General features: G+C 58.8%; 5 protein-coding genes. All 5 read right to left on the minus strand.

Annotated features, from left to right (window positions below; all coding sequences use genetic code 11):
* Positions 1 to 15: 15 nt before the first annotated feature.
* Positions 16 to 750, minus strand: coding sequence for a gluconate 2-dehydrogenase subunit 3 family protein (locus H7F49_RS16410; protein WP_185684655.1), 735 nt, complete (start codon positions 748 to 750; stop codon positions 16 to 18).
* A 36-nt stretch (positions 751 to 786) separates the two neighbouring features.
* On the minus strand, positions 787 to 1,854 hold the full coding sequence (locus tag H7F49_RS16415) for a TolB-like translocation protein (protein ID WP_185684656.1): 1,068 nt from the start codon (positions 1,852 to 1,854) through the stop codon (positions 787 to 789).
* A 25-nt stretch (positions 1,855 to 1,879) separates the two neighbouring features.
* Positions 1,880 to 2,809, minus strand: a complete 930-nt coding sequence (locus tag H7F49_RS16420) for a sugar phosphate isomerase/epimerase family protein (protein ID WP_214647875.1) — start codon at positions 2,807 to 2,809, stop codon at positions 1,880 to 1,882.
* Positions 2,810 to 2,870: 61 nt separating this feature from the next.
* Positions 2,871 to 3,692, minus strand: a complete 822-nt coding sequence (locus H7F49_RS16425; RefSeq protein WP_185684658.1) for an SDR family NAD(P)-dependent oxidoreductase — start codon at positions 3,690 to 3,692, stop codon at positions 2,871 to 2,873.
* Between the two features lie 147 nt (positions 3,693 to 3,839).
* Positions 3,840 to 6,266, minus strand: coding sequence for a TonB-dependent receptor (locus H7F49_RS16430; protein WP_185684659.1), 2,427 nt, complete (start codon positions 6,264 to 6,266; stop codon positions 3,840 to 3,842).
* Positions 6,267 to 6,673 lie beyond the last annotated feature (407 nt).

The raw sequence follows: 6,673 nt of genomic DNA on the forward strand, positions 1-6,673 counted from the left end.
TGGAAATGTCCTCGCTCAGAACAGGGTGCCGCCCGCGGGGCGGGTTTCGGAGGTCACGGGGACCGATGGGTTCCAGGAACCTGGTGCGTGTTCATAGGTCAGCTCCTGCGTCAGCGCCGGTTCCGACATGTAGTAGAGGACCACGATCAGTTCCTTCAGCTTGGCATAGCCAGGGTCGGCATATAGCGGACCAGCCATCAGGCTTACCGCCCCGCCCCGCCCCGGGGGCGTCGGCACAACTTTCAGCGCCAGCTTGTCGTGTTCGGTCAGCAGGGCGTGGCGCGCCTCGGCCGGCAATTGCCCGAAGGCCCTGGACTTGGTCGACCGGGCCTTCCCGTCGATCACGGCGAGAGCTTGCGTGATTTCGTAGCGCCGCTCGCCCGACGCCCAGTTCACCAGCAAGGCATCAAGCAAGGATGGTACGCCAACCGCAACTGCGCCGGGCGTGTCCGTTTGCGGGACGATGGTGTCCGCCACAGCTGAAAGCAGGTCAAAGACGCTCTGTTCAAGGTAAGGCCGTGCGCGTTTCGCGGTTCGTGCCAGGGCGGAAAAAGACAACGAGCTGGTGGCTGTGGCGCCAAGCACGGCCAGGGTGCGAGCAAGCATGGCCCTGCGATCAAGATTCGGATCAACAAGCATTTGGGTCAACTCCTGTTGCTTCGGTTCCGGTGCGGCACGAATTACGAAGCAGTCTTGAAAATCCCGGCGCCGGTGCAGCGCAATATGCGGTGTCGGCAACCGGATCGGCAAAGGTCTGTCCCATCGTCGTCCGATGCCGGTATCGCTTCAAAGTCCATTCAATTGATAGCGATAGATACCGTATCCCTCGCCGATAATTCCCGATGCGCTGTCGGACCGCTGGAAGACGAGCCACTTTCCATCAGGGCTGATGATGGGGTTACTGATATCGGCAGTCGAGCCTTCGACACGACCCTTCATCAAGACAGAAATCTCCCCCTCTTCGCGCAGATCTAGACGACAAATGTCGAGTTCGGGCAGACCTGGCTTGTCCTGCCTGCCGCACTCCACGGTTGCCCAGTCGCCACCGGGCGCAATACCCTCAACCTCGTCGTACTCGCCGTTTCGGCGATAATAGGTGATGTTTCGATCCTCGCTCAACCGGTTGCCCATGACCGAGACCTGCAGGCCCGTGGTGGCCGAGAAGGACATGCAGGAATAAACCAGCTCGGAATCACCGTCCCGGAAATCCTGTGGTTCGATGAAGCTGCATTCTGACGGCAGGCGCGACATGATCTCGCGCTTGTTCACAATCTGCGGCTTGCCGCCAATTATGGCGACCTCTGCCGCATAACGCTTGGTTGGCCTGGCGAACGACATCTGCCAGTTTTCGCCAGGCTTCAGTTCGGGCTCGACAACAGTCCAGGCAATCAGGTTACGCTGCCGGGATACGGCAACACCTTCGAACACTTGTTCGCCGAGCGGTTCCAGCCCGCGTGACAAGCCCTTGCGCAGCAGCCACAGCTGAAGATGGGCACGCGTGTTGGGGCCGTTATACTGCCGTGGGGCTGTGACCAGGAAATTGCCGTCAGGAAGGTACTGGATCCGCATGATCCCCTGATGCGGGAAGCCGTGCGTAAGATTGCGCACCTTGCGGGTCTTCAGGTCGATCTCGAACGCGTCTTCATAGGTCTTGCCGACAAAGGCTATGCGCGATCCATCGGGGGAAAATGCAGCACGCCCACCGAAGGAAGAGATCATCTCCGCGTCATCGATCGTCGGGGTTCGAACTTTGAGGCCGCGCGCCGGATCGGCTGACGGATCTCGCGGAGAGCCAGTGGCCGGAGCGGTGGCCAAGAGGGCCAGTGCGGCTGCAATTACTGCGGAACTTCGCATGCCGGTTCCTTTGAGGAAAAAGCGCTCAGGCATAGAGCGTAGAGAGAAATTCGTAGGCGCGCTGCGCGGCCTCAATCCCCGGAACGGCCGCACTGGGCTCTTGCTCGACAAGGAAATGGCGCGCTCCCGCGCGATAGGCCGCTGGCAGGATACGCATCCAGTCAAGCCGGCCCTGTCCGACAATCGGCGAGCCCATCGCGACGCGATAGCCCCGCGGTTGGCTGCTGCTCATATCCCGGACATGCAGCATCTTTATCCGCCCACGTGATCGATCAAGAAAGCGGACGGGATCGATTCCCGCCAGTTCGACCCAGCCGATATCGAGTTCGTACTTGACCAGATCCGTCTGGGTCTCGCGCCAGAGGATGTCCCATCCGGTCGTCTTGCCGATGGGTGCGAAGTCCATGTTGTGGTTGTGATAGGCCACGCCAATGCCGACCTTTCGCAACGCTTCGCCCTTGGCGTTCAATATTTCGGCGGTCTGCTTCCAGATGTCCTCGCCGGCAGCGGCAATAGTCCTGGCGATGGCCGCCTCCATCCCTTCGCCGGGGGTGGGGCGGAAGTTGGCGGGGATCAACAAAATGGGAGCAACTGCCCATTTTGCTCCGATAGCGGCCATTGCATCGGCGATGCGGGTCGGCTCGCTCATCATGTTGAGCGCCGTTGGTCCGCCCATCGCGATTAGCGGCAGGTGCAGACTGCAGATCGAAAGCCCGGCGCGGGCGGCGGCTTCGCCGATTTGCTTTGGCTGCATTCCCAGCAGACTGGTCAGCTCAAGTTCGCGGTATCCGATCTGGGCCAGCCTGGCAAAGGTCGCTTCGATGTCACGGGCAGAAACCGTGCCAAGCGAGCCAAGTTGCAGGCCGATCGGCTGGGCGTGTCGAACGAAGAAAGGCTTTCTGGATCGGGCCAAAGCAGGGCCTGACACCGCAGCAAGCGCGGCAGCAGCACCCATGCCCGAAATCAGCGACCGGCGATTAAGATGGCGCATTGCGTAGCCTCATGCATCCGGGCGATCAGGCGGTTTCCCCGGCGTCGACGACAAGGGTGGATCCGGTCATGAAGATCGACATGTCGGAAGCGCAGAACAGCACGACACGCCCGATATCGTCAGGCACGCCTACCCGTCCAAGCTTGGAAGTCATCATCGAAGGGATTGCCTCGGCTGCCAATTCGGCCATTTGCGGGTTCTGGCGGATCAGTGCCAGATTGCCTTCAGTGACAATGAAGCTCGGCGCTACGGCAAGCACCCGAATACCTTGCGGGGCGCATTCAAGCGCGAGCTGCTTGGTGAGGCCGACTACGGCATGTTTCGAACTGACATAGGCTGCCAGACCTGGTGAAATTCCCCTGATCCCTGCAAGCGAGGCGATGTTGACGATCACGCCCTGCCTCCCGCCACGCGTCATCGCGTCAATCGCCGCGCGGGCGCCCATGAACGTGCCTCGGGTGTTTACAGCAAACACATCGTCCCATTGGGCTTGCGTCATCTGTGAAACAGGAATGTGCGGAAACACGCCAGCGTTGTTGACCCAGATATCGACACCGCCAAGTTCGGCTTCTGCGCGCGCGCAGGCAGCGGCAATGGCATCGGCATCGGCCACGTCCATGCCCTGAGCGATGATTTTCCCGCTTGAGCTTGCCGAGAGTGCTTCAGCGGTTTCCTGCGCTAGTTCCAGGTTGCGATCGCCAATCAAAACATTTGCGCCCGCTTCTGCAAGGCGACGGGCGATCCCCTTGCCGAGGCCCTGGGCGGCACCGGTAACGACCGCCGTCCTGCCCCGCAGCGAAATCAGGTCTGCTATGGAACGTTCGGAAACGTCAGCGATACTGTTCATCAGGCAAGCTCCATGCTCAATTTCTGGTTCTTCGCCATCGTGCGGCTCAACCAATTCGAACCGAATTCTATCGATCTAAAAAATGAGGCGGCGCCAATTTTTCGACGCCGCCTCAACCCCTTGGGAGGTGGGGTATCTATACTACGCTCAGCGCGAGCCGAGCGCGAAACGCAGATTGATGCCGAATTCACGCGGCAGGTTGGTGGTAACCTGCGAGTAGGTCGACGTGAACGACTTGCCGGCAGTGGTCCGGAAGGTCGGCGGCTGCAGTTCCTGATAGGAAGTCGCCTGCGGCGCGGTGAAGCGGGTAGCGCGAACCGTGTCGAAAAGGTTCCGGACGAACAGGTTCAGTTCCCAGCCGCCGTCCGGATCGCGAACGCCCGCAAACATGTTGACCAAGCCGTAACCATCCAAGTCGTCGAATGCCAGCGTCGGATCGGACTGTGATTTACCCGAGTAGGTGAACAGTCCGCGAGCGAACACTTCAGCCTTGTCCGAAACCGGGAACTTGTATTCCGCCTGTGCCGTGGCCGTGAAGGGCGACTGGTAGGCAGAACGCTGCGAAACGTTGCAGGAGCCGATGTTGTTTGCACCATAAGCCGTCTGCAACTGTGCCACGGTCGGTGCCGTCGCCAGAGTATCTGGCACATGATCCCCGTTGAGATCGTTGCACGGGATCGTCCCGTTCTTGATCTGGCCATCGGAATAGGACGCGACGATGCCAAAGTTGAAGCGGTCGGATGCCCGCCACGACAGTTCAGCCTCGATGCCCTTTACAGTGACCGGTACGGCCGCACCAAACTGGGCGGAATTGCCAACTGACGGCACCAGCGCGTTGTTCACGAAGGCGTAGTCAAGGAAATAGACGCCGTTGGTGATCTTGTAGGGGAAATTATCGAACTTCTGATGGTAGAGGGCGACGTTGAATGTCAGGCGATTGTTCAGCCACTGGCTCTTCATGCCGACTTCATAGGAGGTCGACTTTTCGTTCCCGAGATTGAGGAACGAGCTTTGCAGCGCGGATTTGACGATGGCGCTGTTGAAGATGCTCGGTCCGGCACGGAACGATGTACCGGTGTTGGCATAGACCATTAGGTCGCTGTTAAACTTGTAGTTGATCGACCCCGTATAAATCCACGCGCTGTCGGTTCTGCCGGCATCAAAGAGAATCGAATTCGAACCGATGTTAAGCAGGGTTCTGGGTGAGCGGGTCTTGAGATGGCGTGCGCCGGCCGAAACCTGCAGCTTGTCGCCGATATTGGCAGTCAGATTGCCGAAGAACGCGTTTTCCGTGTTTTTGCCGTCGCGGCTGCGCGTGATGGGCGTTTGCGCTAGCGATGCCAGGCCTCCACCAAGGAAGCTCGGCAACATGACCGGGGTTTCCTGAATGAGGGCAATGTCGGTGGCCGCATTGGTGTGGTAATATCCGATGATGTAATCGAACATTCCGGCGACACGTTCTTCGTTCTGCAGACGCAGTTCGTGTGAATTGTCTACGGACTGAGTGAAATTCGTCTGGTAGAAATCGAAGTTCGAACGGAAGTTCGCAACGTCCTGGTTTGTTTTGGAATTGTTGACAAAAGAGTTGTGCGCACCCTGATAGATCAACTTCTGCCCGGCCAGCCGGACCTCGGCGCGCCAGTTGTAGGTCTTGAAGGTCGAATGCACCGCGCGCGGCGATTCCTGGATCGAGAGGTATTCGTCAGGCCTGATCGTGACGGGGCTTGCCGCCGCGCCAGGGCTGACCAGGCTGAACGATGCGTATTGATCAAAACCGGCGGACTTGACGTCCTGGGTCTGGTACATCGCCTCCATCTTGAGCCAATCGGTCGGCTGAAACAGTGCGAGCACTCGCCCGGCTCGCGTTTCAGAGAAGGGATGCTCGATCTGAGGATTGGCGAACGTGGCGGTCGTTGAGATCGGTACAATTGATTCGACCAGGCTGCCGCGGCCCTTATCATAGAGCCCGGCAAGACGAACGGCGAGGACGTCCTTGATAATCGGAATGCTGAAGGCGCCGTTAATGTTGCCGTGGTGCGCGTCGCTGTAGCTGAGAGACGCAACCATGCCCACATCTGTAAGGCTGGGTTTGCGGGTGGTATAGGTGATCGAACCCGAAGGCACGGAAAGGCCCCGCAGCGTTCCCTGCGGACCACGCAGCACTTCAATCTGCCCGATGTCGAACATTTGGCCGAGAATCGCGTTAGCCCCAATCGGGGCGTCGTTCAGGTAGAACGCCACCGAAGGCAAGGCGGAAGAGTTGATGTCATACTGGATGCCGCGCAGCTGCCCGGAGCTGCCAATGCCGTTGGATTCGCTGCGCAGCTGCAGGCCCGGAACCAGGTTCTGCAGCTCCTTGGCGTCCTGCAGGTTGAGTTTTTCAAGCGTTTCAGCCGGAACGACGTTCACGACCGCCGGAACGTCCTGGAGTCTCTCATCGCGCCGACGGGCGTTAACGATGATTTCGCTGCTTCCATCATCCTCATTTGCGCCCGCTTGGGCCCAAGCGGGCGTAAAGACGGTCATCGAGAGCAGGCTTGCGCCGGACAAGGCAATCGTGCGTAGTTTCGTCATCTTTAAAATCCCCTCCCATGTCATCCGAATGCTATCGGCTCTTCGTAAGCTACACATTGGCGCATAGCCCGTCCACCAATTAATGCGACACTTTGACACACAAATATCCGCCATTAAGTGATTGAAAATATGTTGGAACGTGCAAAATATATCGAATATGGCGCACACAAAAAAAGCCCTGGTTATGCGCCAAGGTGGTAAAAAGAATCGCCTTTGGTCAGGCCAAAATGTGGCAGTGTGCGGCCCAGATCGGCGCAGTTAGTTTGCCCCGTTGCAATCACTAATACCAAGGCGCGCTGAGCCTGACTCACGCTAGGGATTCCCAAGCGGATGAAAATCTGATTCGACGTTGCAGGCACATGGAGGCTTGCGATGGCGGCAGCGATTGGGGTTCGATCTGACTACAC

It is taken from the genome of Novosphingobium aerophilum (genome assembly GCF_014230305.1).
Taxonomy (GTDB): Bacteria; Pseudomonadota; Alphaproteobacteria; order Sphingomonadales; family Sphingomonadaceae; genus Novosphingobium; species Novosphingobium aerophilum.

Coding starts and splice junctions, on each gene's coding strand:
- H7F49_RS16415 (WP_185684656.1), bottom strand. CDS start 1,854: ATGCGAAGTTCCGCAGTAATTGCAGCCGCACTGGCCCTCTTGGCCACC.
- H7F49_RS16425 (WP_185684658.1), bottom strand. CDS start 3,692: ATGAACAGTATCGCTGACGTTTCCGAACGTTCCATAGCAGACCTGATT.
- H7F49_RS16420 (WP_214647875.1), bottom strand. CDS start 2,809: ATGGGTGCTGCTGCCGCGCTTGCTGCGGTGTCAGGCCCTGCTTTGGCC.
- H7F49_RS16430 (WP_185684659.1), bottom strand. CDS start 6,266: ATGACGAAACTACGCACGATTGCCTTGTCCGGCGCAAGCCTGCTCTCG.